Genomic DNA, 24,225 nt, shown 5'->3' on the forward strand with positions numbered 1-24,225 from the left:
CCTCAAGGGCGTTTCCTCCCCTACTTGGGCCACTCCTTCGGAGTGGCCCTTTTTTTCGGAGGCTAAGAGTCCCCTCAACGCAGTTTGATTGTCCTCTCGCAGATCAAGTTGGGCAGCTCTCTCAGAGAACATCCAGTCATCGTTTTCAGCTGCCCGGCGACACGAAAACGTGGGGCTGGTGGAGATAGCGCCGTCGGTCGGAGCACTCGCCTCTCGGCTTTTTTTAAGCCGCAGAGGAGACCGCTACCGCGGCTTCCATCCATTCGGGGTTGGCGCCACATGCGGCGCATGGGCATTCTTACTGGTCATCAATACCTCTCCCTGCGTGCTCGTCTACCGACGGATGTGCACGCCTGGCGGCGTCTCATTGCCCACGCGCCCGCAACCATCGCTGCTCAATGCGGCGACGGCCAGGATTACGGCAACCACGACGGTGGCAACAAAACCGATGACCCAGCGCGGGCGACTGAGAAGCCAGTAGAAGTACCTAGCCATTTCCCGCTCCTGTGCCGCTTCGCTGGACTGAATTTAACGACTCATTGTCTTGCGCCCCCGAACAGTTGGGCTCGTCAAACACGGGATACACTTGACCTTGCAGGCTAGCGGAATTTCGACATTGATTAATGCAACGTGTCACGCATTGACGCTTAAATTCTGCGTTCACGCACGTTTTTCGATGTGATTTCATCACACTGATGCTCCGCTTGTGCTGGCGCGAGCCATGCGGCAGAAGAATCAGATTCAACTGAACTCGGGCACCGGAACAGTGGGTGAAACCCAATGCGCCGCCGCCCGAGAGACCGAAGCAAGCGCGTCGAAGGCCAGCCTCGAACGCCCGGCGGTCGCAGGACCGTCGATGGAAGCAGTGATCGAGCGTGAGAATCTGATGAAAGCGTTGGCGCGAGTGAAGCGCAACAAGGGTGCGGCAGGGGTCGATGGGATGACTGTCGGCGAACTGCCGGCCCACCTGAAGGAACACTGGCTCACGATCCGAGCCCAGTTGCTTGAGGGCACCTACAAACCGCAGCCGGTGCGGCGGGTGGAGATACCGAAGGCATCGGGCGGCCGGCGGCCGCTTGGCATCCCAACGGTGCTTGACCGCTTCATCCAGCAGGCGGTGATGCAGGTGCTGCAGGCGGACTGGGACGGGACGTTCTCCGAGACGAGCTTCGGCTTCCGGCTGGGACCCTCGCGCATCAGGCGGTGGAACGGGCGCTGGCGTATATCGCGTCCGGGCACGCCGTCGTCCTGGACATCGACCTGGAAAAGTTCTTCGACCGGCTCAACCACGATATCCTGATGGGACTTGTGGCAAAGCGGGTTGCTGACAAACGCCTTCTGAAGCCCATCCGCGGATTGTTGAATGCGGGTGTGATGGAGGGAGGGCTTGTCAGTCCGACGGAGGAAGGCACGCCACAGGGCGGACCGCTCTCGCCGCTATTGTCGAACCTAATGCTGGATGTGCTGGACAAGGAGCTTCAGAAGCGCGGCCATCGCTTCGTGCGCTACGCCGACGACTGCAACATCTATGCGCGCGGTCAGAAGGCGGGCGAGCGGGTGTTGGCCGGCATCGAGAAGTTCCTGGAAAGGCGCCTAAAGCTCAGGATTAACGAGGCCAAGAGCGCGGTTGCCCAACCAAGTGCTCGCAAGTTCCTGGGCTTCAGCTTTACCAGTGGGACAGCACCGCGACGGCGCATCGCGCCGCAGGCGATCGCCCACTTCAACGCGAAAGTCCGGGAGCTGACACGGCGCACACGTGGTCGAAGCCTTGCGCAGATTGTCAAGGAGTTGTCCGTCTATCGGATCGGATGGCGCGGCTACTTCGGCTTCTGCCAAACCCCGTCGATATTGCGCTACCTTGATCAATGGCTCAGGCGGCGGTTGCGCGCCATCGCCTGGGAAACAATGGAAGCGCGGAGGCACTCGTTCTGCGGAGCTGCGACGCCGCGGCGTCAGTCGGGATCGGGCGGCGAAAACCGCCGGAAACCCACATGGCCCCTGGCGGCTCGCGAACAGTCCCGCGCTCACCGTCGCCATGCCAATCGCGTTCTTCAGCTCACTCGGCTTGGCTTCCGTCACGGTACAGCGGCATGCATAATCCACTGAACCGCCGGATACAGACCCGTATGTCCGGTGGTGGGGGAGGGGCGGCGTCGCGAGATGCCCCCCTATCCCGATCGGAGACACGTGGCGCTTCTTTCGGAGACAACGAGTCCACTCAACCCAGTTCGACTTGTCTTGTAACTCGCAGATCAAGTCGGGCGGCACTCCCATAGATAAACCGCTTGGGGTTTTCAGCTGCCCGGCAATACGAAAACGTGCTTCCGCAATATGCGGTGTAGCGGCGTTTCTGCATCGGCTTTCCGAGCTGATCGAGATAACGCGGGCCGGCTGGCGCGTTCGCCTTAGTCAAGTTCGCATCGGACGGTCCAAGTGTCCCTGATGTAGCCGCGGTTTTCGTAGAGTTGCCCCTGAGGCATGACAAGCCATTTGGAAACGGCTGCCAAGCCAGTGAAGTTGCTGTTTTTCCAAACGCGCCTAGAAATCGTTGGATAATCAAGCTGATTCCTTTTCCGCTGCCATCACGCGCTCGGCCGACACTCGGATCATCGCACCGAAGATGTATTCTCGCAGCGGTGTTCATCCCGCGATGATGCGAGGGCGCCGCTCGCACCATCAAGCCGCTACGGGTCTGGGATGTGGACGAGAGAGCGCTAGACGTCTGCAACCGGGAGAACGCCTGAAAACTGCATTAACGCGCGCAAAATGAAGACTTTTCGATTGCGTCTTTTAGCATGCTCGCTTTTTTAGCACCTCCCTCCGCATACAATCGACAGCATCGATTCCAAGTGCCGTCCACACCACAAAAGGACCAAAAATGAAGAACAGCGAGAAGAAGCCGGAAAGTGATCATGGCGCGGATTTCGTCGAAATCACAATGGTCGTGAACGGTCAGCCTGTCGTGATAAAGGCCGTAGAACAGCAGCCGCTGCATGTGGCCCGCCAAAAAGCGCTGGAGAAGACCAAGAACCTGGCTCAACCGCCCGAGAATTGGGAGATCAAGAACGAGGCGGGCGAGCCGTTGGACCCGGACAAGAAGGTAGGAGAGTTCGGGTTCGGCAAGGAAGTGACGCTGTTCCTGAGTCTCAAGGCTGGCGTGGCCGGTGTCTGATCTCCAAACTGTCGATCCCGAAGTCTCACGCGCAAAGTTCGAGCGGGAGCTTGCCAACTATCGGAGCATGGAGTCGGCCTATCGTAAGAGGGGCTGGATCCTGCTTGACGCCGAGTTTCCGGAGATCTTCGTGGTTTTCGCGGCGACTAAGCCGAAACCGCCTCCGATCGTTGCTGCCATCGTGCTGAACTTTACGGATTACGATCTGCGGCCGCCCTCCGTCACGTTCGTGGATCCTTTCACGCGCGAACCGATACCTGCCAAATTGCTCCAGGTGCAAATGCTTCGCCGCGCGGCAATCCCCGGCGCAACTCCCGAAACCATTCTGGCGCTGGCCCAGCAGGGCAGAGTGCAACTGTCAAACATGATTCAGTACGACAGCTCTGATGATCTACCCTTTATTTGTCTTCCCGGCATTCGCGAGTATCACGACAATCCCGCTCATAGCGGTGATTCATGGTTGATGCATCGAAGCTCTGGCGAAGGATCATTAGTCTTTATCCTCGAAAAGATTTGGGAGCACGGGGTAAAGCCGATCGAGCATTACCAGGTGCAAGTGCAGGTCCCGGCGGTGAACGCGCTGCCCTCATTACTGGCAGTACCGGAATGAATCAGATCGCGGACGTTACGGCCATCTCGGTACCAAGTGGCTGCGTGGACGAACTCCATGCCCATTTGCGGAAAGTGGGGCGTGAAGGGCATGAAGGTCTCGGCCTTTGGGTAGGCCGTCAGACTGGGCACCATTTTCAGGTACATAGGACACTCATTCCTGTCCAGCGCCACATACGTACTCTCGACGGGGTCTGCGTCGTGACAGGACCGGAAGAGCTGCATCGCATAAATGTATGGCTATACCAGGAGAAACTTGCGCTCATTGCTCAGATACACAGTCATCCCGGTCGAGCCTATCATTCCAGCACGGACGACGAGTACGCGATCGCTACGACGGTGGGATGCTTATCTTTGGTCGTGCCGGACTTCGCGCGAGCGGCCTTCGATCTCAGGAACGTCGCATCGTACCGGCTTGACGGGACCGGTGTGTGGCAACCCCTGTCCGCTGGCCAGGTTACGCGGATGATTTCAGTCAAGGATTGAACGAATGGCCATGGCCAACTTCATGGACCGTGCAGCGTCGGCGGCGTCGCGGATCCTGACCAATTTCAAGATGTCGGCGTTCGAGGATAGACTAGCTACGCAGGTGATCGGAGTGTCTTTCGATGGCACAGCCGTGCAGACCCTTGAAGGCAGGGCTAGCCTGGACATGATTATCAGGCTGTTGCCGCGTCTTTATCCAACGATCGCGCTACGGCCGCTCGATCCAGAGGCAAAGCGTTACGCTCCAACCCTGGAGTTCCTAGCGAAGTCCATCAATCCGGAGATCGAACTCGCCAAGACCAGGAAGGCTATCACAGTTTCCGTGGTTATTGGACGCAGTCCGTCGCGGACTAAGTGTCCGACTTTCTTCATCGGTTCCGACGGATGGAGAGCCAAGCTTTCGAGCAACGGTCCAGTTGGTTCGGGCGAGTCGATGAATCCGTTCGGTGCAGGGGCTGCGTCATGTTTCGCCGCCGCCAACGTGTTTCGCACGGTGTTTGCCGAACAGCTGGAGCAGGGCGAAGCCGACGACCATATCGACCTATCGATGCTGACCTATAACCATGATACCGCTGGTTCTGGTCCGAGCCTTGAGGGAACGGATATCGGCGACACCCACCTCGTAGGCCTCGGCGCTATCGGGAATGGCACCATTTGGGCCTTGGCTCGTGCGGTGGGCCTTAAGGGATCGCTCCGTCTGGTTGACCATGAGGAGGTCGACCTCTCGAATCTGCAGCGCTACGTGCTGACCAGCCAATCTGACGTTGATTCACCAAAAGTGGATCTGGCGAGTGCCGCGCTCGCGGAGACGGCGCTGCAAGTGTCAGCGCATTGCGCCAAGTGGGACGTGTATGTGAGCGATCGGAACGATTGGGCTTTCGAAAGAATCGCGGTCGCATTAGACAACGCTCCGGACCGTATTGCCGTGCAAGGAGTGTTGCCGAAATGGATTGTAAACGCCTGGACACAGGAGCTCGATCTCGGGGTATCGCGGCATGGCTTTGATGACGGCCGGGCATGTCTGGCCTGCCTTTACTTGCCCCATGGGAAGATAAAGGACGAGGACGAGAAGATGGCTGAGGAGCTGAAGATGCCGGAGGCTCGACAGGAGATCCGGCATCTTCTTCAGACAAACAGGCCGGTGGATGTAGGTTTCGTCGAGCGTGTCGCTAAGGCCTTCGACATCCCGTCCGAAGCCCTTAGAGAGTTCATCGGACTGTCCGTCCGATCCTTTCACCAGCGCGCAATCTGTGGCGGGATTGTCATGCGCCTGACGGACGGAGCGCAGCCCGTGAGAGCGGTCGTACCGATGTCGTTCCAGTCGGCCCTTGCCGGCATAATGTTGGCGGCAGATCTCGTGAAGCACGCTTCCGGGCTTCTGAACACGCCGACCACAAGCACACGGATTAACCTGCTTCGTCCACTCGCATCGCATCTTCACGATCCCAAGGCGAAAGATACGTCGGGGCGGTGCATCTGCGCTGACGAAGACTTTTTAGCTGCGTACCGGCGGAAGTACGCAGGCTGCGCAGCTCGTGAACTTCGATCTGATCAATAATGGAAGGCTTCGCCTCACCGTAGGCGCCGCGCACGTGCGCTCCAGCCAGACGCGTAGTTTCGAAGGTCGACATCAGGCGCATCACCGATTCGGGAGCCTGCCGCCAGCGGTTCAGCTGGTTCGCGCCGATGGCGAGTCTACTGGGACGGCGGATCTTTTTCGGAATGGTATTGGACGACAACCGACGCGAGACTCGCTGATCTTCTCGATCCACCTGTGGTGGAATCGAACAGCGTGACCTCGGTATCGCTACAGCGACGTTCGTCTTCACGCGATCACGGGGGTCGGTCGTTGGTCTCGGAGGCCTGAGCACCATCGTCCGCACGACCGGTATCGCCTCACACATCGGCTCGGACGTCTCCCTTGACGGTGGTACGCGCGCGCAGATCGCTGATGGCTTCCGCTGTTCTATGCAGCCGCCTCTTCTCAGGTCTTGGCGCCGCTGTCCTGACGCGCAGAGGGGAAAAGCCGTTGCGCGGGCACGCTCCGCGATTTCGATTGAGGAAGATTGAGCACAAATGTGAATTGCTGTTGCTGTCCGAAACGGGGATCGGGCGCGTAGCCGTATTCCAAAAAGTCGGCGCAAGGCATCCAACTACCTTCCTCAGTGATATCTTATTGGTTCACGAAGCTCTTAGTGTGCGGACTCATTGAATCCATCATTACAAGAGCGGCGGCCAGGCAGACGAGGCCGGATGCGCGCCAGCTTGTCGTAACCGTGTTGGGATACGGATTTTCTCAATATTGGAGAAAATTGAGTTCTCGTATTCTCCTGTACGGACCTTCTGCAAATGGGCCAAGTCGAAGAGTTTATCTTCTCCTCCTCCTAGGCTGGACCGACTTCACACATGCTTGAACTCTCTTTGCACGACACAAACTTGAAATGAAGCGTTGCTACTATTAGTTGCGTTAAGGCGTGTCTGAGGCAGGCAGTTTCTTAAGGTTGAGAAAAATGGAAAATTGTTTCGAAAACGCTTCGGCCGCAACATGGTGCCACTTTTTCAGTGGTGGAATGGACAGTTGCGAAGTTCTTGGCGGATGAGCCGCACGGCATGAGGGCGACATGCTCGTACATTTTTGGCACCCCGCTGGATCCGATGCGGTCGAGCAGGCCGTGAAGCCATCAAGATCTAATGATGGCGTACTGACAGCATTAGTTTTCAGGGGTCCGTAGCATGGGAGCTCCCAGAAATTCTAAGTACCACTTAAGTGCCATGGCAGGCGGCGCGTACTGCCAAGTAACCGACGCTAGTGACCCTGAAGTTTTCCTGGACTTTCCTCTGAGATGCAATCCACTCGAACGGAGAAATCAAGCCATGTCGAATGCTGTTGCGCCTAGTCTCATTCAGGATGAGAATTTTCATGCGGTAACTGCGCGCCTGCTATCGGAACAGTATCCTCTTGACGGTGGACCACGTAACAACCCGAAAGCGAGCCGCAACCCCTTCGACTACGTGCAGTACGGTCTCGGCATTGCGCCTGAGCAGGGCGAACTGATCTATCTGCTCTGTCGATGGCTGCGTACAAAGCGCGTAGCGGAATTTGCGACCTCTACCGGGATGTCAACGCTCTATCTCGCCGCTGCAATGCGTGACAATGGCGGTGGGATCGTGATTGGATCGGAACTCGTCTCTGCGAAGGCAGCAGCAGCGCGTCGCAACCTGCGCCATGTAGGTCTGTCGGATTACGCCGAGATTAGGGAAGGGGACGCCCGGCGGACTCTGCGTGATCTCGGTGGACCAGTAGATTTTGTTCTGATGGACGGCTGGATTCTGAATGAGGGGCCCTCTTTGGCCCGACAAGTTATAGAGATTGTCGCACCGCAAGTGCGGGTTGGGGGCTACGTGATGAACGAGAACGCTGAGCCGGATTTTCTCGAGTTTGTCCGCGACCCCGCAAACGGGTTTCTGCGTTTAACGCTGCCAATCAAAATTGGCGCGGAGCTCTGCGTGAAGGTAGCCTGAGCCGACTATCTCGTTTTCGCGGCCTCGTCTTGCGCGACGGATCTGTGGGGGAGGATCTTCGGCCCCACTCACGAGGCGGCAGGGCTCAATAGAGGTGATCCAGTGAGGGCGCTTCGAACTCCTCGCATGAATTCCCGCTCTTGGAGCCGAGTTCTCTTCGAATTGAGTGCGGCTACCGTGCTTATAATGGCATCCTGGAAGGTTTCGTTTGCTGAGGATCTGAGGAGCGAGCTAGCTCGCTCTCAGATTGCGCAGCACGCTTCTTCCGACGTCAGACGTACGTCATAGTATTCGATCCTCAGGCGAACGAAGTTTCTGCTATTCGCAAGAAGTTTGAAAGAAGTAGGTGCCCTTGTTGGGTAAGTATCGATTCGGGATGGAACTGTACGCCATAAGTTGGTTGATACCGATGCGCGAGGGCCATGATCTCGCCGTCCCCGGAACGCGCTGTCACCTTGAGATGCGGGGCGCATGTCTCATCGAGCTCAACAACAAGAGAATGGTAGCGGCCAACGCAAAGCGGCGATGAGAGCCCAGTGAATAGCCCCCGGCCGTCATGGGCAATATGCGAAGACCCCCCGTGCATGGGGCGACGTGCACGCACTACGCGTCCGCCGAACACGCTCCCAATACACTGATGTCCGAGACAGATGCCGAGAACGGGGAGGCGACCTGAAAGTTCGCGGACGATGGCCGTAGATATTCCGGCCTCGAGTGGAGTGCAGGGGCCGGGCGAGATAACCACTGCGCGCGGCTTGAGGCCGACAAGATCGCTGACGGTCAGCGCGTCGTTTCGGATCACCTCCGTTGCTTCACCAAGCTTACGGAAATAGCGGGCAATGTTGAATACGAAGGAGTCGTAGTTGTCGATGATGACAATCAAGATGCACCGCATCCTTTAGCACGAAATGCGTCAAAGATTCGCTGCGCCTTGGCGAACGTCTCCTCGTATTCGGCCTCTGGGTCCGACATCGCCGTGATCCCGCCGCCAGCATGAAACACGGCGAGGCCATCGTCGATCGTTACAGTGCGGATCGCAATATTCGTATCCATATGCCCGTTGAAGCCGATGAAGCCGATCGCCCCGCAATAAATATCTCGCGCCACACGCTCGATTTCGGCAATAATTTCCATTGATCGCACCTTTGGCGCCCCGGTAATGGAGCCGCCGGGAAAGCAAGCTCGCAGTAGGGTAACGGCGTCTTGCTCCTCTGCAAGTTCACCCGTAACGATCGACACAAGGTGGTGCACCGAGGCATAGGATTCGAGGTTGCAAAGCGCTGGAACTTCGACCGAATGCGGCGTGCAAACGCGCGAAAGATCGTTACGCAAGAGGTCGACAATCATAATGTTCTCGGCGCGGTCCTTTTCGGACGCGACAAGAATTTCAGCGCGACGCTGGTCTTCCTCGGACTCAGCGGAACGCGCAATCGTGCCCTTGATGGGGCGCGTCTCGACCTTTCGTCCGGCAAGCTTTAGGAACCGTTCCGGGGAGCTCGATGCGATGGTCAACTTGCCGTAACGCAGGAGGGCTGCAAAGGGCGCCGGGTTCAATGAACGCAGCTGGCAGTAGAAGGCAAGCGGATCAAATGAGGGCGACAGCTTGGCACTGAAGCGCTGCGCAATGTTGGCTTGGAAGACGTCTCCAGCCAGAATCAAGTCGATGACGCGCCGTACCGCCGCAATGTAGCCGTCACGGCTGAAGTTCGAATGCCATCCGCCGGGTGTGTCCGGGACCTGATTCCGCGGCGACTTTGGACTGACAAGCAGTGCTGCAAACTCATCGGCTCGACGGCGTGCACGCTCGCTCCGACGTGCGGGATCCTGTTCCGGCCATCCGGTAGAAACGATCCAGCATCTGTCGTCGCGGTGGTCGTAGCTGACCACCACATCATAGAAATGCAGAACGGATTGGGGCAAGCGCAGACCGGGAATTGCGGGCGCCGGCAATCGCTCCAGTGTCCTGTTCAGATCGTAAGCAAGGAAGCCGGCAGCACCTCCCTGGAACGGCGGGAGATCGAGGCGATGCTCTTGCGGATACTTGGCGAGCAGGGTGCGAAGAACTCCCCATGGATCGCCCTTAAGAGCCTCTCCATTGCAACTCGCCTGTCCGTCCGCGACCATATAGGTGCTGAACGGGTCGCAGCTCAGATATGAGTAGCGCCCAAGCAACTCATGTTTTGCCGCACTATCGAGAAACGTAAGGTGCGGTCGATGCGCGAGACATCGCATCGCTGCAACAGGCTCAATCCACTGCAGTTCGCGGACGTGCATCGGGCGGGCTGTCAGTCACTGACGACTGGCGCGCTATGAGATGCGGTCCGATTGTGGTTCTCACCCCCACGAGAGTGACGCTCGTCAGCCCGCAAGCTGTTGAGATCTAATATCAGGTTAACCCCCACCAATGGACACGGCGCGCCGACTAACTTGGCTTGTCGCTGCTATTCAGGCAAAACGCACGTCTGTTGATACGTTATAGTCGGCCGCGAACCGCAGTTCGCGGAGTGGTCGTACCCGACTGATCGATTCCTGGTATAGATCATGCGCTTTGTAAGCTGCGAGATCTGCCTCGTTATCGAACTCACCATAAACCACGACGTCGATGTCGTTGCCGAGCTGGTCGGTCTTGCGATTGCGAGCAACCTCGAGCCGGCGGGCGTGCGGGATTGTGGTGAGAACCGACAGGCCTTCGATCATTTTGTCGATCTGGGCCTCATCCTTGGCGGTGAACAAGACGATGTGACGAATCATAGGTAGCCTGAGGAGTGATATCGCAAGTAGGTCGCATAACTATCGTAGGATCAGGCCCGCTGCAACGCTAGCGTCGTATCCCGCGTCGCCCGGCAAGATGGTTGCTGCTGCGGTAGACTTGCAAGGACCGTGGTCTGCAACGGAACCCGCCAGAACTGCCGGTCAGGACGCAGGAAGGGTAAGGCGCTCAATCGTTTGGATGTGGCGTGCGAGCAGGTTACAGGCTTGATCGACGTTGCCAAGTCGCAATGCTTGCAGAATTACGCGGTGATCCTGATTGGACCGCGGCTGCCAGCCGCTACTTCGTGCCATCGCGAACACAAGTCGAGAGTTTGCAAGCTGTAGTCCGTCGAGACTGGCGAGCAGGCGTGGCATCGCGCACGGCGCCACCAGTGCCTGGTGAAAGGCGCGATTGGCCATCTCAAAATTCTGAATGGTCTGGGCATTCTCTGCTTCAATCAGGGCGAGCTCGATCCGTGCCAAATGGCTAGAGGTGAGCTTTGGAGCCGCATTGCGCAGGGCGACCACCTCGAGAGCTGCACGCATCTCGGCGATCTCCTTCACGGAATTGGCATCGAGCGGAGCGACCCTCACGCCACGACGGGGCACCGCGACAACGAGATGTTGAGCCTCCAGTTGGCGAAACGCCTCGCGCACGGGGACATGGCTGGAATTGAACTCTCGCGCGACATGATCCTGCCGGAGCGGGGCGTCAGGCAGCAGAGCGCCGCTAATGATGCGATCAGCAATTGAGTCCGCAATGTGCTGGACAATTGTGGTGTTCTCGTCGGTGATCATAGATTATCTACAAAAGCTGAGCGGTATGTGTGCCCATTCGGCGAGCGGCCCACACGTGTGAGACGTTCAACATCGAAACTTTGATTCGCCCGATGTTGCAGGATTTCGCTGAGTTTGAGCAGTTTTTGCGGTCTTTGCGCATCGATTAGCTTTACATCCGAAACGCTGGCTTTGGGCGGCGATAATCATCTCCGAGCGTTTCCTAAAGCAATTAACTTGCATCGATCGCTGACTATCGATAATCGGCGCCGGTATCTATGATTGACGCGGGTAAGAAGGCAAGTCCATGATTGCTGCTAACGGAGTGGAGCGGAACGACGGGGGCAACAGAGCGCCGCTTCGCAGTGGCTGGGAGCGCGCCGAGGCCGAAGCGCTCTATAGCCTGCCGTTTGCCGACCTGGTGTTTCAGGCGCAGAGCGTTCATCGCGACAACTTCGATCCAAACCAACTTGAAACCGCGAGCCTGCTCAGCATCAAGACTGGCGGCTGTCCGGAAGACTGCGCCTACTGCTCGCAGAGCGCCCACTACGACACCGGGCTGAAAGCCACCCGCCTAATGGATTGCGCCGATGTGGTTGCCGCCGCCAAGCGGGCGAAGGACGCCGGCGCGAGGCGCTTCTGCATGGCCGCGGCCTGGCGCAGTCCAAAGGATCGCGATCTCGACCAGATCTGCGACATGATCAGCGCTGTCAAATGCCTCGGGATGGAGACGTGCGTCACGCTCGGCATGTTGACGCGCAAGCAGGCCACACGGCTCTTTGAGGCGGGGCTAGACTTCTACAATCACAATGTCGACTGCTCGCCCGAGTTCTACGGTAAGATCATCACCACGCGCACCCTGCAGGACCGCATCGACACACTTGCACATGTGCGCGATGCCGGCATCAAGGTGTGCAGTGGCGGCATTATTGGTATGGGCGAGCGCCTCGAGGACCGGCTCGGCATGCTGGTGCTGCTCGCCAATCTCCAAAGGCCTCCCGAAAGCGTGCCGATCAACCTGTGGAACGAGGTCAAGGGCGTGCCGGTCAACGACACCGCCGAGCGTCCCGATCCGATCGCGACGGTGCGGCTTGTCGCGACCGCTCGAATCATGATGCCGAAAAGCGTCGTGCGGTTGTCCGCCGGGCGACAGTATATGAGCGATGAACTGCAGGCGCTGTGCTTCTTGGCCGGCGCGAATTCGATCTTCATCGGCGATTTGCTGTTGACTACCAAAAACTCGCAAGCCGACCGCGACGCGAATTTGCTGGACCGGCTCGGCATCACGTCCGCACCTTGTCTCAAGTGAAACAGGCAGCGAGTACGCTGTACGCAAACTCCAGTGTAGGGGACAGATGCAGGTTACGTTGATGAAAGGAAAGATCGATCGTGCCTCGGTGACCGAAGCCGATCTGCACTCTGAGGGCTCGATATCAATTGATCGCGCGCTGCTAGACGCGGCAGGTTTCCTGATCAACGAACGCGTCGAAATCTACAACATCGAAACGGGAGTGCGCTTCGCCACCTATGTCACCGCAGCGCCCAAGCGGTCGGGAACCATAGACTTGAATGGTGCAGCTGCGCGACTTGCCATACCCGGAGACAAAATTGCTATCGTTGCATATGCCTCCTTTGATGAGGCGGAAGCTAAGTTCTTTAGACCCCGTGTTGTGCTGGTTGACCCAGAAAACCGCATCCTACCAAGTTAAAAGCTATGAGGCGATGTTGGAGCCTTGGTGCTTGACGGCATCAGAGCTCTGGCGCGATCGCGATCGATGACTTCTCTGGAAGTGAAGAATGAATTCAATCCATTCGGGCAAAATTGCCGATTACGTTGCACAATTACATGCCTTGAAAGAAGATAACCGGCTGCGCAGTCTTAGGCCGCGCACAGGAGTTGACTTCGCATCGAACGATTATCTCGCGCTGGCGAGCGCGCCGCGCATCAAAAATGCTATCTTGGCTGCGCTGGAGGCGGGCACACCGATCGGGGCCGGCGGGTCGCGGCTTCTGCGCGGGAATTGCGAGGAGCACGAACGTCTCGAAGCGGAAGCTGCCAGGTTCTTTGGGGCGGAGACGGCGCTTTTCTTCGGCGGCGGCTATGTCGCAAATTTTGCCGTCCTGACAACGCTGCCGCAGCGGGGCGATCTGCTCGTTCTCGATTCTCTCGTGCACGCGAGTATTCATGAAGGCGCGCGGGCTGGCCGGGCGGAGTTTCGGATAAGCCCCCATAACGACCCCCAATCGGTCGAAAACACAATTGGTGACTGGCGGGCCAAGGGCGGAATAGGCCGCGTCTGGATTGTGGTCGAAAGTCTCTACAGCATGGATGGCGATTTCGCCCCGCTTAAAGACCTGGTCGCGATTGCGGACCGGTGTGACGCGTTCCTGATCGTGGACGAGGCCCATGCCACGGGCGTCTACGGCGAGCAGGGACGCGGGCTCACCGCACCCTATGAGGGGCGCGAAAATCTCTTGGTCGTTCATACCTGCGGCAAAGCGCTGGGTGCCGCAGGTGCGCTTGTCACGGCTTCAGGGGTGCTGCGCGACTTCATGGTCAATCGCTGCCGTCCGTTTATCTTTGCCACCGCGCCGTCCCCCTTGACCGCTGTCGCAGTACGGGAGGCACTCTCAATCCTGCAGGAGGAACCCGAGCATCAGCAGCGTTTGGCCAAGCTGGTCGCATTCACGCATCGTGAGATCGGTGTGCGCGGTTGGCGAAGTCCCTCAGACTCGCAAATCGTGCCCTATATCGTTGGCGACAATGCCCGTGCAATGTGGCTGGCCTCAGCGTTGCAAACTCGCGGGTTTGATATTCGCGGGATCCGGCCGCCAACCGTGCCGGCGGGCACGGCCCGTTTGCGAATTTCACTGACACTCAACGTTGGGGAGGATGACGTGCGTGCGATGCTAGATGCGCTTACTGAAGAGACGAGGGGCTGGTCTCGATGAGTCAGCGAATCGTGGTGACCGGTACGGATACCGGGATAGGAAAAACGGTGTTTTCCGCGGGTCTCGCCGATCTCCTCGGCGCGAACTATTGGAAGCCGATTCAGGCGGGTCTCGACGGAGAGACCGACACCCAAGTCGTCGCAAGGCTGGGCAGTCTCTCACCCGATCGCGTCGTGCCGGAGCGCTACCGCCTTCGAACGCCCGCTTCGCCGCATCATTCCGCCGAAATTGACGAAGTTCGCATCGACGTGGATGCGCTCGATATTCCGGACACCGGGGAGCGACCGCTGGTTATCGAGGGCGCCGGCGGGCTAATGGTGCCGCTGAGAGGCGGTACGCTTTACATTGACCTCTTCGAGCGATGGCAGCTTCCAGTCGTGCTTTGCGCGCGGACGGCACTGGGTACGATCAATCACTCGCTGCTCTCCATAGAGGCCCTGCGAAAGCGCCAGATCGACATTCTTGGGATTGCCTTCATTGGCGAAAGAAATTCGGAGACTGAGAGCGCAATTTGCGAGATCGGGCGGGTGCGTTGGTTGGGGCGATTGCCTTGGCTTTCCCCGCTCACGGCAGACGCGCTGCCGGCCGCGTTCAAAGCCTCATTCCGTGCTGGTGATTTCAACCCATGATGCCAAAGAAAAGGTCGCCCGTCTGGCATCCGTTCTCGCAACACGCGCTTCAAGACGAGATAACGAGGGTTATACGAGGTGATGGTGCTTATCTCCACACAGTCGATGGTCGCCGTATTATCGATGCAATCTCATCCTGGTGGGTCGTGACCCATGGACATTGCCATCCACACATCGTGAGCGCGATTCAGAAACAGGCAGAAAAGCTTAACCAGATTATCTTTGCCGGCCATACCCACGAACCGGCTGAGGAAGTTGCTGCACAACTTTTGAAACTCGCTCCCCGCGGCCTCGACTATGTCTTCTTTTCCGACAGTGGCTCAACCAGTGTGGAAGTCGCCTTAAAAATGGCACTCGGCTATTGGCACAATATCGGGAAACAGCGAATACGCATTGTCGTGATGCAACATTCCTACCACGGCGATACGGTCGGAGCGATGTCGGTCGGTGCTAGAAGTGTGTTCAACGCGGCGTACGGGCCTCTGCTGTTCGACGTTACCTCAATCCCGTTTCCCGCGAGAGGGCATGAACAGGCAACGCTCGATGCGCTCGAGTCTGCATGTCGAAACGAAATGCCAGCAGCCTTTATTGTGGAGCCTCTAATATTGGGTGCGGGCGGGATGCTGATGTACCCGGCCTGGGTGCTAAGAGAGATGAAGCGAATTTGCGAAGCCTCGGACGTCCTGTTCATTGCCGACGAGATCATGACGGGGTGGGGCCGCACCGGAACATTGTTCGCTTGCGAGCAGGCCAACGTCACGCCAGATATTGCCTGCTATTCGAAAGGCCTCACGGGAGGGGCGCTTCCGCTCGCGGTGACACTCTGTCGCGCGGATATTTTCGACGCGCACTATGCAAAAGATCGTACGCGTACGTTCTTTCACTCGAGTTCATATACTGCGAACCCAGTGGCCTGCGCCGCCGCAAAGGCCAACCTGGATCTCTGGCAAGATCAGGAATGTCGCCAGCATGTGGCGTCAGTCGCCACAATGCAAGAGCAGGCAATTGAGTCATTCCGCGCCGATCCACGGTTCGAAAACGTCCGTCGAACAGGCACGATTACAGCACTCGATCTGAAAGCAAAGGAAGCGGGCTATTTCGCGAGCAACGGTCCGAAGCTTCAGGCGTTCTTTAAGGGCCGAGGTCTGCTACTGCGGCCGCTCGGCAATACGATCTACGTAATGCCGCCATATTGTGTCACGGCGGCCGATCTTGATGAAATTTACGGCGGCATCACGGATGCTGCCGATGCGCTAACTGGAAGGCGCGCTTCGGTTGCGTAACTCTCATGTGGAGTACGCCAACGCGATCCAAGTGCTCCTCATGACGAATTGGCGCTGGGAAGTCCTCTTGTATGATCGAGCGACTATCGGACCGTCTCGATGTGTCTGTCTCTGATTTCTGGAAAGCTAGCTGTGTATTTCCCCTCACGATGAAAGTTTTTCTCTTGCCCTTTCTTTGGAACCGACCTCCCAGGTACGCGGGCCAATCGACAGATCGGGATCAAGATAAGCCACATTCGGAGGGCGCCTCCCAGACGAGAGTTTGATCGTTTGCGGGTTGGTTCCATCCTTCGTTCGCAATACACCTCCCGGCTCTTGCTCCGAGAAGTCCCGAGGTCTCGTGATTCTGGATGATGGCGGCGCTGGCGTTTTCATCCACCCGCCGCTTCTGATATGCACGCAGACCGAAATCGCGTTCGTAGGGGGATGGAGTTTGGACCACCGGGGGGCTCTTGATCCACGCCGGGAGAGTTGCTCTAGGCGGGGCTATGAATACGCGCCTTTCGGCAAGCTCGGCGCATTTTTTCTGAGGAACCCAACGACCTCAGGTTCGCCAAGGCAAGCGCAAAGCCATCGCACACCGCCCACCATAACCATGCATATCAAGCAGCGGGAGGCGCAATTCGGATTGCCGTTTGACCGCGCAAAGCCAAGTTGGTGGCGCTGACGCTCCAAGCGAGGGTGCCAGTCGGAATCCATCAGAAGGGGTCGCTCGAAAGCGGGATTTGAGCGTCGATCCGGGGCTCATTGCATTAATCAAGAATGAAACGTCATTACAGTTCGTAGTGAATATTTCGTCACAGTCAGCGGTGTTGACCCGGAAGAAATCCCCATGCCAGGAGACGGATCACACCATGACCGACCATGGGCGCGATTGATAGCTCCGGATATACCGCTCTCAAGCGAGTCTCCGGCGCATAGCAGATGCTTCAACCGGCCTAGTACGGCGCGTCCTAATACGCGGTCCTCTGTCAAAAACATGATTCTGACGAGAATTTCTTGTCAAGACCTAGCGGCAATAGGGGAGTTCCTTGAGCCGATCGTCCTGAAAGAACGCATGGTGCTGCAGGAGCCAAAAAGGCATCCTGATCATGTCTATTTTATCGAGTCGGGCCTTGTCTCGCTAAGGATTGTCGCGGCGGGCAGCATCCTTGAGACGGCGGTGATAGGACATCGGGGCGCGGTCGGCGCTTCGCTCTTTGTGGGAGAGCATCCTTCGACGCATCAATCTGTTGTGCTCGTTCCTGGAAACGCGCACAGGATCCGTATCGAAGATTTGTGTCGGGTGATGACCGAGCGTCCTGAAATCCGACAACAGCTTTTCCAGTACCTTCACGCGCTGGCCTTGCACTGCGCTCAGACAGGATTATGCGGGGTTCGGCACGATCGCGAAAAGCGGCTCGCGAGCTGGCTTTGTTTGGCCAGTGATGCTCTTGGCGCTCATGTGCTTCCAGTCACCCATGACTATCTTTCGTCTGTCTTGGGGTTGCGCCGCGCTGGGGTAACGGAGACCTTGACCCGATTTGAAAAGCAAGGCTTGGTTCGCAAGATGCGCGGCGTCTTGCAGATCGATGGACGCAAGGGCCTCGAGCAAACGGCGTGTGGCTGTTACAAACTTATTTCATACGCTTATACCTAGTCTGTGTCTGCGATTTCCAGCAAAATTTTGGGCGGGCTAGCAAAGTCGCCTCGGCGTTCTGATTCACCGTTCAGTTAATTTTAAACATCGAGTTGCCGACGACGCTGTTGTCTGCACGCGTCGCAGTGACCTGTGCAGCCATTTTCTTCGGTGACATTTCCGTATAGTTGGGCAGCATCATTTCGAGGGCGCCAAATAGGCACTAACGTACGCACGTTCTTGCAGCCACCAGCTCGGCATCCTCGCCAGTCAACGGTGACGATGCATCTCAGGCAGCTGGAGGGAAATCGGATTGCCCTTTTGACCGCGCAAAGGCAAAGAGGTGGAGCTGATGGACGCCAGGCTGAATGTTGTCAGCACTCGGCCAACAGGCACGGACAGTCGAAATCCGTCGAAGAAATCCGCCTGAGCGCGGTATTTAAGCGCCAAAGTGCGACTTATGAATTTAATCAAGGCTGAAACATCGTTATCGTTAGGAAATCCAACATCCCGGCCAGCGAAGCACGCCTATGAAGCGCCCCATCGCGAAGGACGCGCGCATCAGAGGCAAGCTCTTGCGTCCGGTGTTCGTACATATCGCGAGACTTGGTGTCGTCAATGCCGCACTTCACGTGCGAGCGGCTCGCTGCGCGCGGTGAAAATTGCAGGTGCTATTCACGTAATGCCAATAGGAGACGAGAATGCGCAATTGCTCCCATAGTTCCCAACACGATTCAGTAAGGTGATGCGGCGGAAAGTGCGGGCTGATCCGCTATCACTCCTGGCGAACGGCCCTTTGCTCCAGGAAATGCGTCGGCCGCTTCAAGGCGCGGAGGCAAGCCGATCGTGAATGGCGTCGCTGGTTGCGAGCGGCTTAATATGGCACCGAGTACCGGACTGACTTTGAAAGAGAGTGCAATGACTATCATGCAGAAACTTGTCTTCGGATCTGGCTTAGCTGGCTGGTAGCAATGATACAGCCAGGTCAAAGAAGCTAGACAAAGACCGGCCATGCGGCGCGACAGAAGGTGGAGCGGAGTATCCTCCGGTGCGTGCGATCGCGACAGCAAGGTCGGTTTTTTACCCGCGCAAGGTAGAGCCTTTCTTGAGGATCTCGACCTCCATGGTCTTGCGGCCGAGCATGCGTTCGAGTCACGAACCCGTTCCTCCAGCCGACGGACCTCGGATGCGGCGACCACATCCTCATCCGCCCGCACCGCTTCCTTGCTCCTTTTGCTCATCAGCCGCCTCCACCGGAAGACCAGGCTCGGGGAAAGCCCATGGCGACGGGCAACATAGCTAATCGACATGCCCGGTTGCAGCGTCTCGTTGACGACCAAGAGCTTTCTGTTCCGTCATAAAACCGACGCGGACGGGCAACGCCGGTGGCTGACTTCAACCTTTGAAAACGTCTTGGACATTGCCTTCATGGAACTCTCCTCGTCCCAACACGGGATCATAGTTGGAAAATTCCAGCTTCAATTGGCCTAATCTGGCTGGAGCAGGTCAGCCTAGCTCCTCGGCTAACGCCGGTGTCTGGTCAAAACGGGGTGCAGTTCTGAGATCGTGCCAATCCCCGTGCGAAGTGCTCAGCATGCAGAACCTGTCGTGGATCGATCAACGTTCCGCGCGCGCCTTCAAATGCACCAAGGGGAGGGCGGTGTCACGGCCGGCTCTCGTCGATCTGAGGCTTTGGTTGTGTTCATCGACGGCATAGCCGTGGAGAGTGGGCCAGAACTGGCCAACTGTTCTTCGCTATAGATGCCTATAATATACCGATGTTTAGTTTTTGAGATGCCAATCGACTGCTCTTGGCGATCAAAGTCAGTCGTCTGTTGAGATAGTGAAGAGACTCCTCATCGAGACCATCAAAAATCGTCGAGTTGAGGGCCTGTCGTTTGCTTGAGAGAGACTCGATTTCTGCCCGCGCCTTGTGAGTGAGAGAGATCCGCAAGTATCTTGCGTCATCGGTAACGCGGCTCAGAAATTCCATGCCTTCCAGTTTTTTTGTTTGATTGGTAACGAAGGCTGGATGGATATGCAGCTTAGTTGCAACCGCAATGCCCGAAACTCCGCTGCCTTCATCGAGTTCGTTGATCGCCATGAGGATCAACCACTGCGGCTCGGTTCATCATCGACTACGGCCAAGGTGCGGAAGCGGCGCCCATCAGTTTGATATCCTGCATAATGGCAGCAAAAATCGCGGAATTTCTGCACCATTTGGCGCTTACCTTGGAAGCTTGCAGGAAACAAGCTGCTATCCCGAGAAAAAGTCGTCCAAGTAAGTAGATTGCTGGTAGAAGATCGGTGCTCCCAAAGAAGTCAAGACGCATGAATATTGTGTTGGCCCTGCGCCTGCGTCCTTCTAATACGTGGCGGCCGATTACAGGGTGTCGTCGAGGCAAATGCCGGCGCAGGCAGCGCAACGGCCACAGTTGTTGCAGGACTGGGGCAACGATTCTGGACTCCGCTCGCGAGGTACTTGCATCGGACGAGATCGCCGGGCCCACAGCCTTCCGAATGGGCGCAAGCTGCGAGAGCAGATCCTCTTCACTTATCTGCTTCTGGCACGTTTTCGCAGCTAACACTTACAGAGCTGAAGACATAACCAAATGCGCATCTACAGCCGGCCCAGATTTGCAACAGGGCGCGTGCATTCCATCGTGGGACTCGCCCCTATCGGCGACATCATGGAGCTCGAGCGCCACAGCCCGCACGCGCAGCGGGACGTCGCCCGCCGCGCCATCGAGCAGAAGCTGGAGGAGAGGCTGTATACGCGCCACGCCGCCGTCGAGGACCTGCTTTGGCTGGTGAACAGGGCCCTCGCGGGCGCTCTGCCGGCTGCGGTCTGCGGCGAGGGCACTCCATGAGGATCGACTGCGAGGTCCACGCCTTCCGGCGCGAGGCCCGGCGCGCCGCGCCCATCATCGACGGCTCGTTGGAAGAGCTGGACGGCGCCGCGCGCGATTGCGCGATCACCGGGCTGGTCTTGGTTCAGCCCTCCTTCCTGAACGGCGACCCGACCGAGCTCTTCGCGCAGGCGAGTCAGGCCCGAATGCCGGTGAGACTCATTCCGCCACTCGTGCAACCGCTGGCCCTTGAGGTCCTCGAGGAGTGGGGCCGATCAGGGGCCGCGGGTCTGGCGCTGACCCTCGAGGATCCCGATCCACTGGCCGAGTCGCTCGAGGCTGCCCTTCAGCTGGGCTTGCACTTGGAGGTGTCCGGCGGCGTCGAAGGACGTGAGCACCTGGCAGAACTGCTCCTGGCGGACGGCCATCGCCTCGTGTTCCGAGGCTTCGGACTTGCGGACAGCGCCAGCGATCCCGCTTGGGATTCGCGCCTGGAGCGTCTCCTGACGCTCGCCCAGGGCGCCGAAGTGTGGGTGAAGTTGTCGGGAGTCGGACGCGTCCCAGATGGCTGGGCCCAGGCAGCGGCCGGCAGGATGCTGGAGGCGCTTGGGCCCGAACAACTGCTGTGGGGTTCGGATTGGCCGCACGTGACAGCTGCCCACGCTTATGCGCCATCCTATGCGCAGACCCTGGAGTGGCTTGAGAAGCTCGTTCCAGACAAGGACGCCCGAGAGCGTATCCTCGGCGAGACGTCTGCTGCCCTCTACGGGTTTCGAAGCGCAACAAGCAGGCCGGCACCGGCGTAGGTTGCACTATGGATGCAGGAATGCAGTCTACAGGTGGAGGTTATGGCTTGAGGGCTGATGCTTTGTATGATCGATTTCCAGTCTTCGAAATTTCCTTAAGGCAGCGCGGGCGAAGGTGGTTGTGGTCGGTCTGCACAAGCGAAGGCACGCTGGTAATGACGGGTTCACAAATCGACCGACCGGCTGCCAGCTACGAAGCCAACAGGGCGCTTTTTCTGTTGCTGCTGAGCGCGCCGTATCGCTCGCGCCTTTCGGCTCGAGAGATCAAAGCTCACCAAGAGGCTCGCGCGCGGCGCTCGCTTCCGCCAAAACCCTAGAGCTACGCGATGCTTCGAGAAACGGCCCGCTCGTAAGCCATTCCCGTCCGGAGACGCTAGATTTAGGAGTGGCTAACGTTCTGCGCTTGCTGAAGACACCCCTGATCGAGGTACGGTTTGTTCTCGGTCGAAGCGAGGCCCGCCACAGGAGAGATAATCCGCACGATTGCGTGGGGTCCGAAAGGAGCACTTCGCTTGAGGGCAGCCGCCAGATCGAGGCGGCCCATCAAGGCTTTCTCAGAACCCACACGGCAATGCCCATCGAACCAGTAGCCGCTGGCGAAGGCCCACAGCGAGAGTCTCCTGGGAGGACACGGGAATCTTTACTTTACTGCATTGTGTTCGAGGCGGAGTTAACGCGACGTAGACTGAGTGCCATTTCTGGGGATTGTCCTATTTGGGCCTCAGAAATCCAGAGCGACTTTCAACCGAGCTTTCTCTAGCCGATGCCTGAGTGCAGTGAGCCTGTTAGCGAACTCGGTCAATTCGCGAACACCGAATTCACCAAAAACGAATTCATCGAGTGCGTCCTGTTGTGCCGCGAGGCTCGCGAGATGCTTGTACGTCTTGTCCGTCAGCGACATCTGTACGACCCTAGCATCGCTTGTGGAGGGCGTGCGCCGCAGAAAACCCTTTTTCTCGAGCAGCTTTGATTGGGTCGTGACGAATGAAGCGTCGACGTGCATCAATTTTGATACCACATTCACAGGAACACCGTTTTCTTTGTCTAAGTCTGCCAAGGCAATCAAGATCATCCACTGTGGCCCAGTGATGCCAAGTACATTGGCTTGCAACTGGCGAAGTGCCTCCAGACACATATTAATGGATCTGATCTCCCACATAAATTGCCGGGCCAACTCCTGACTCTCAGCAGAAGGACCGTTCACCGCTCTTGGTCGGTTAGGCAAATCCGACGGCATCGTATGTCAGGGCTTCCCATCCGTAGCTTGTTTCTGCCTAGCGCAAACTGAAAACAGGGACAATGCCGCCCCAGGAAACAGATGAAAATTATCGGTACGCTTCGGACGAAAGTGAAGCATTTAGATTACAGCGACGGAATCAAAGGCGCGCTGCGTACGTTACGTACAGACATGAGTTCCTTGGTTCCAGGCTCAGCCGTTATCGTTAGGATCTGAGATTTTCGCGCGTCTTGATCAGATAATGGCCACCACGTGGCACCCATGCGGTGCCGTTCGAACAAGTCCATCGCCGAATCAAAATACTCCCTCAATTGTTAACGCCTATTTCTTCCCAACAATATCAGGCCAGAAACCAGTTCCGGCCTAAAGGATGGAGACATGGATTGCCATAGGTGCGTTGGCGGACGGGCAGGGTCTTCCTGTGCGCGTCTAGCTCGGCCGCGCGGCGTTGCGGAATTCTACTCTTGTCGAGAGGTCGCGCGACCTACCAGGCCGGATAGCTTGTTCGCCAAATGCGCAGCGAGGTCATCGGGACGTGCGGCTATTGTGTTCAAGATGGTGGAAGTCTGAATGAACCCGGTCGAAAGCATTTTTCAGGAATTCATTGATAGTATTCAAACCGCGGCCGACCCGACTGATTTCGAACGTATCGCAACACGTCTCACGCAGAATCTTGGCTTCCAGCGATTTGCGTATCTGCGCCTGACCGGCGACACGCCGATGCTGATTTCGTCCTATCCCAAATCCTGGACCAGCCGTTATTTCCAGCTTGGGTATCAGCAACTCGATCCTGTGGTACGCCGCGCGCGTGTCGAGCACGCAATGTTCAGTTGGGGAGGAGAGGGCTCAGCCCCGGTCGGAAACCGCGAGCAGCGCCGGTTCTTCGATGAAGCGGCGACTTTCGGCATTAGGTCAGGCGTCACTGTGCCGATCAGGGGTGGATTTGGGCGGATGGCCGCATTTACGCTGGCGACGGACGACCGCGACGTTCAAACGGAACGGCTCGTGGCAGACTGGAAGGATCTCGTACATCTCGTCGGGTTGTATTTTCATAGTCATGTGGCCGCCAGGCTCGACGTACCCTCCACCGATAAACTTGCCGGAAGCGAACTCACTCAGCGCGAGCGCCAATGTCTTGCATGGATCGCACAGGGAAAAACTGCGGCGGATATCGCGGTGTTGGTCCAGATTGCGCCGCGAACTGTAGTCTTTCACCTAGAGAACGCCCGCCGCAAGCTTGGCGCAGCATCTATTGCCCAGTGCGTCGCGGAGGCCTTGCGACGCGGTTTGTTGTCCTAGTCATCCGCAACCTCTCGCGGCGTTGACTGGCGCACCGTCACCGGTAGGAGGCTTTCCCAAGCGCGGTTGAGTTCGTAGAACCGGTCTTTGCCGTGATTGTTCGGCTCGGCTGCGATGTACTCCTCCCATAGCCTATTCGTCAGAACGAAATAGGTTTGCTGCGGTTCTCCATCAGTTCTGCTATATGCTGGCCGCTGCAGTAGGTTTATCGACGCAAAGCCCATCTTGAAAGGGC

23 protein-coding genes and 1 pseudogene are annotated in these 24,225 nt (G+C 57.7%); 16 read left to right on the top strand and 8 right to left on the bottom strand.

Going from position 1 to position 24,225, the window contains the following annotated elements; translation table 11 throughout:
* Positions 1–333: 333 nt before the first annotated feature.
* On the bottom strand, positions 334–495 hold the full coding sequence (locus tag CQ12_RS44010; RefSeq protein WP_157088382.1) for a hypothetical protein: 162 nt from the start codon (positions 493–495) through the stop codon (positions 334–336).
* A gap of 226 nt (positions 496–721) precedes the next feature.
* Between CQ12_RS44010 and CQ12_RS46500 the strand changes: the two genes are divergently transcribed.
* The 7 genes from CQ12_RS46500 (at position 722) to CQ12_RS21760 (ending at position 7,789) form a co-directional block, all read left to right on the top strand.
* Positions 722–1,300 carry a reverse transcriptase family protein gene (locus tag CQ12_RS46500; protein ID WP_245310068.1) on the top strand — a complete coding sequence of 193 codons (579 nt, stop codon included), beginning with the start codon at positions 722–724 and terminating at the stop codon, positions 1,298–1,300.
* Positions 1,204–2,106, top strand: a complete 903-nt coding sequence (locus CQ12_RS46505) for a reverse transcriptase domain-containing protein (protein ID WP_245310070.1) — start codon at positions 1,204–1,206, stop codon at positions 2,104–2,106. Before CQ12_RS46500 ends, CQ12_RS46505 begins: the two co-directional genes overlap by 97 nt.
* A 772-nt stretch (positions 2,107–2,878) precedes the next feature.
* A complete protein-coding gene (locus tag CQ12_RS21740) occupies positions 2,879–3,172 on the top strand; it encodes a DUF2604 domain-containing protein (RefSeq protein ID WP_057837352.1) in 294 nt (97 codons plus the stop codon).
* Complete coding sequence (locus CQ12_RS21745; protein WP_057837353.1) at positions 3,165–3,782, top strand: putative metal-binding protein; 618 nt, start codon at positions 3,165–3,167, stop codon at positions 3,780–3,782. The genes CQ12_RS21740 and CQ12_RS21745 overlap by 8 nt, the downstream gene beginning before the upstream one ends.
* On the top strand, positions 3,779–4,267 hold the full coding sequence (locus tag CQ12_RS21750; RefSeq protein ID WP_057837354.1) for a Mov34/MPN/PAD-1 family protein: 489 nt from the start codon (positions 3,779–3,781) through the stop codon (positions 4,265–4,267). Before CQ12_RS21745 ends, CQ12_RS21750 begins: the two co-directional genes overlap by 4 nt.
* Positions 4,268–4,271: 4 nt before the next feature.
* A complete protein-coding gene (locus tag CQ12_RS21755) occupies positions 4,272–5,825 on the top strand; it encodes an E2 ligase fold family C protein (RefSeq protein ID WP_057837355.1) in 1,554 nt (517 codons plus the stop codon).
* Between the two features lie 1,316 nt (positions 5,826–7,141).
* Positions 7,142–7,789 carry an O-methyltransferase gene (locus tag CQ12_RS21760; protein WP_057837373.1) on the top strand — a complete coding sequence of 216 codons (648 nt, stop codon included), beginning with the start codon at positions 7,142–7,144 and terminating at the stop codon, positions 7,787–7,789.
* A gap of 298 nt (positions 7,790–8,087) precedes the next feature.
* Here the strand turns inward: CQ12_RS21760 and CQ12_RS21765 are convergent, their stop codons facing one another.
* The 4 genes from CQ12_RS21765 to CQ12_RS21780 form a co-directional block, all read right to left on the bottom strand.
* Positions 8,088–8,672 (bottom strand): anthranilate synthase component II, encoded by a 585-nt coding sequence (locus CQ12_RS21765; protein ID WP_057837374.1) that lies wholly within the window; start codon positions 8,670–8,672, stop codon positions 8,088–8,090.
* Positions 8,669–10,063: an aminodeoxychorismate synthase component I gene (gene pabB, locus CQ12_RS21770; protein WP_057837356.1), complete on the bottom strand. Its 1,395-nt coding sequence runs from the start codon at positions 10,061–10,063 to the stop codon at positions 8,669–8,671. Before pabB ends, CQ12_RS21765 begins: the two co-directional genes overlap by 4 nt.
* Before the next feature lie 171 nt (positions 10,064–10,234).
* Positions 10,235–10,540: a Dabb family protein gene (locus CQ12_RS21775; RefSeq protein WP_057837357.1), complete on the bottom strand. Its 306-nt coding sequence runs from the start codon at positions 10,538–10,540 to the stop codon at positions 10,235–10,237.
* Positions 10,541–10,702: 162 nt separating this feature from the next.
* Complete coding sequence (locus CQ12_RS21780) at positions 10,703–11,338, bottom strand: GntR family transcriptional regulator (protein ID WP_057837358.1); 636 nt, start codon at positions 11,336–11,338, stop codon at positions 10,703–10,705.
* 286 nt (positions 11,339–11,624) lie between these two features.
* On the opposite strand from CQ12_RS21780, the gene bioB reads away from it, so the two are divergent.
* The 6 genes from bioB (at position 11,625) to CQ12_RS21810 (ending at position 17,820) form a co-directional block, all read left to right on the top strand.
* Positions 11,625–12,626, top strand: coding sequence for a biotin synthase BioB (gene bioB / locus CQ12_RS21785; protein WP_057837359.1), 1,002 nt, complete (start codon positions 11,625–11,627; stop codon positions 12,624–12,626).
* Positions 12,627–12,672: 46 nt separating this feature from the next.
* Complete coding sequence (panD, locus tag CQ12_RS21790; protein WP_057837360.1) at positions 12,673–13,026, top strand: aspartate 1-decarboxylase; 354 nt, start codon at positions 12,673–12,675, stop codon at positions 13,024–13,026.
* A gap of 88 nt (positions 13,027–13,114) precedes the next feature.
* Positions 13,115–14,269 carry an 8-amino-7-oxononanoate synthase gene (locus CQ12_RS21795; RefSeq protein ID WP_057837361.1) on the top strand — a complete coding sequence of 385 codons (1,155 nt, stop codon included), beginning with the start codon at positions 13,115–13,117 and terminating at the stop codon, positions 14,267–14,269.
* A complete protein-coding gene (gene bioD, locus CQ12_RS21800; RefSeq protein ID WP_057837362.1) occupies positions 14,266–14,898 on the top strand; it encodes a dethiobiotin synthase in 633 nt (210 codons plus the stop codon). Before CQ12_RS21795 ends, bioD begins: the two co-directional genes overlap by 4 nt.
* Positions 14,895–16,181 carry an adenosylmethionine--8-amino-7-oxononanoate transaminase gene (locus CQ12_RS21805; protein ID WP_057837363.1) on the top strand — a complete coding sequence of 429 codons (1,287 nt, stop codon included), beginning with the start codon at positions 14,895–14,897 and terminating at the stop codon, positions 16,179–16,181. Before bioD ends, CQ12_RS21805 begins: the two co-directional genes overlap by 4 nt.
* Before the next feature lie 979 nt (positions 16,182–17,160).
* Positions 17,161–17,820 (top strand): Crp/Fnr family transcriptional regulator, encoded by a 660-nt coding sequence (locus tag CQ12_RS21810; protein ID WP_057837364.1) that lies wholly within the window; start codon positions 17,161–17,163, stop codon positions 17,818–17,820.
* A gap of 713 nt (positions 17,821–18,533) precedes the next feature.
* On the opposite strand, the gene CQ12_RS47740 is transcribed toward CQ12_RS21810, so the two are convergent.
* Together CQ12_RS47740 and CQ12_RS21820 are read right to left on the bottom strand one after the other, a co-directional pair.
* Entirely contained in the window at positions 18,534–19,139 is a 606-nt protein-coding gene (locus tag CQ12_RS47740; RefSeq protein WP_157088384.1) for a transposase, read from the bottom strand.
* 425 nt (positions 19,140–19,564) lie between these two features.
* Positions 19,565–19,915 (bottom strand): annotated as a pseudogene (locus CQ12_RS21820) (MarR family winged helix-turn-helix transcriptional regulator); the annotation flags it as partial.
* 496 nt (positions 19,916–20,411) lie between these two features.
* Between CQ12_RS21820 and CQ12_RS21825 the strand changes: the two are divergent.
* On the top strand, positions 20,412–20,669 hold the full coding sequence (locus tag CQ12_RS21825; RefSeq protein ID WP_157088385.1) for a hypothetical protein: 258 nt from the start codon (positions 20,412–20,414) through the stop codon (positions 20,667–20,669).
* Positions 20,666–21,454: an amidohydrolase family protein gene (locus CQ12_RS21830; RefSeq protein WP_057837367.1), complete on the top strand. Its 789-nt coding sequence runs from the start codon at positions 20,666–20,668 to the stop codon at positions 21,452–21,454. The genes CQ12_RS21825 and CQ12_RS21830 overlap by 4 nt, the downstream gene beginning before the upstream one ends.
* 721 nt (positions 21,455–22,175) lie before the next feature.
* Here the strand turns inward: CQ12_RS21830 and CQ12_RS21835 are convergent.
* Positions 22,176–22,691 (bottom strand): MarR family winged helix-turn-helix transcriptional regulator, encoded by a 516-nt coding sequence (locus CQ12_RS21835; protein ID WP_057837368.1) that lies wholly within the window; start codon positions 22,689–22,691, stop codon positions 22,176–22,178.
* A gap of 570 nt (positions 22,692–23,261) precedes the next feature.
* Between CQ12_RS21835 and CQ12_RS21840 the strand changes: the two genes are divergently transcribed.
* Positions 23,262–23,990, top strand: a complete 729-nt coding sequence (locus CQ12_RS21840) for an autoinducer binding domain-containing protein (RefSeq protein ID WP_057837369.1) — start codon at positions 23,262–23,264, stop codon at positions 23,988–23,990.
* Positions 23,991–24,225 lie beyond the last annotated feature (235 nt).

The organism is Bradyrhizobium jicamae (genome assembly GCF_001440395.1).
Taxonomy (GTDB): Bacteria; Pseudomonadota; Alphaproteobacteria; order Rhizobiales; family Xanthobacteraceae; genus Bradyrhizobium; species Bradyrhizobium jicamae.